The organism is Paenibacillus sp. sgz302191, from assembly GCF_057749925.1.
On sequence record NZ_JBYLHY010000100.1, the window covers coordinates 1 to 691 of the forward strand.

Consider the following 691-nt stretch of genomic DNA (forward strand, 5'->3'; position numbering starts at 1 on the left):
TGCTGCGGCGGCAAAGCTTCGCCGCTGGCGAATACTTGGCGCAGCGTTCCCAACTGCCCGGCCAGCTTCGCTCCCGGCTGCTGCTCCGCGTAATCGAGGAACGCGTGCAGCATCGCCGGCACGAAGTGCATCGTCGTCACGCCGCTGCGCTCGATCGTTTCCAAAATCCGCTCGGGGCTTTTCTCGCCCCCGACGGACAGCAAACACATGCTGGAGCCGACCATCGCCCACCAGAACAGCTCCCACACCGACACGTCGAACGTGAACGCCGTCTTTTGCAAAATGACGTCGCTCTCGCCGATCGGATACCGCTCATGCATCCATAAAATCCGGTTGATGACCGAATGGTGCTCGATCATAACGCCCTTCGGCTTGCCCGTCGAACCCGACGTGTAGATCACATAAGCGACATCGCGTGGTCCGGCGAGCGGCTCCAGAGGCAAGCCGTCATGCGCGTACGCGCCGCTGTCGTTCAGATCGATCACCCCGGCCGCTTCCGCAGCGATGGCCGGCAGACGATCGAGTACATGCCGCTGGCTCAGCAGCACTTGTGCGCCGGAATCCTCGAGGATGTAGCGAATCCGCTCCTCGGGATACTCGGGGTCGATCGGCACGTAGGCGCCTCCGGCTTTCAGAATCGCGTAGATGCCGACGATCATCTCCATCGACCGCTCGGCCAGGATGCCGACCT

Annotated in this window: 1 protein-coding gene; it reads right to left on the reverse strand. The window is 62.5% G+C overall.

What is annotated here, in order from left to right:
• On the reverse strand, positions 1-691 hold a 691-nt coding region (locus AC3G2T_RS38770; RefSeq protein WP_488438827.1), incomplete at both ends, for an AMP-binding protein.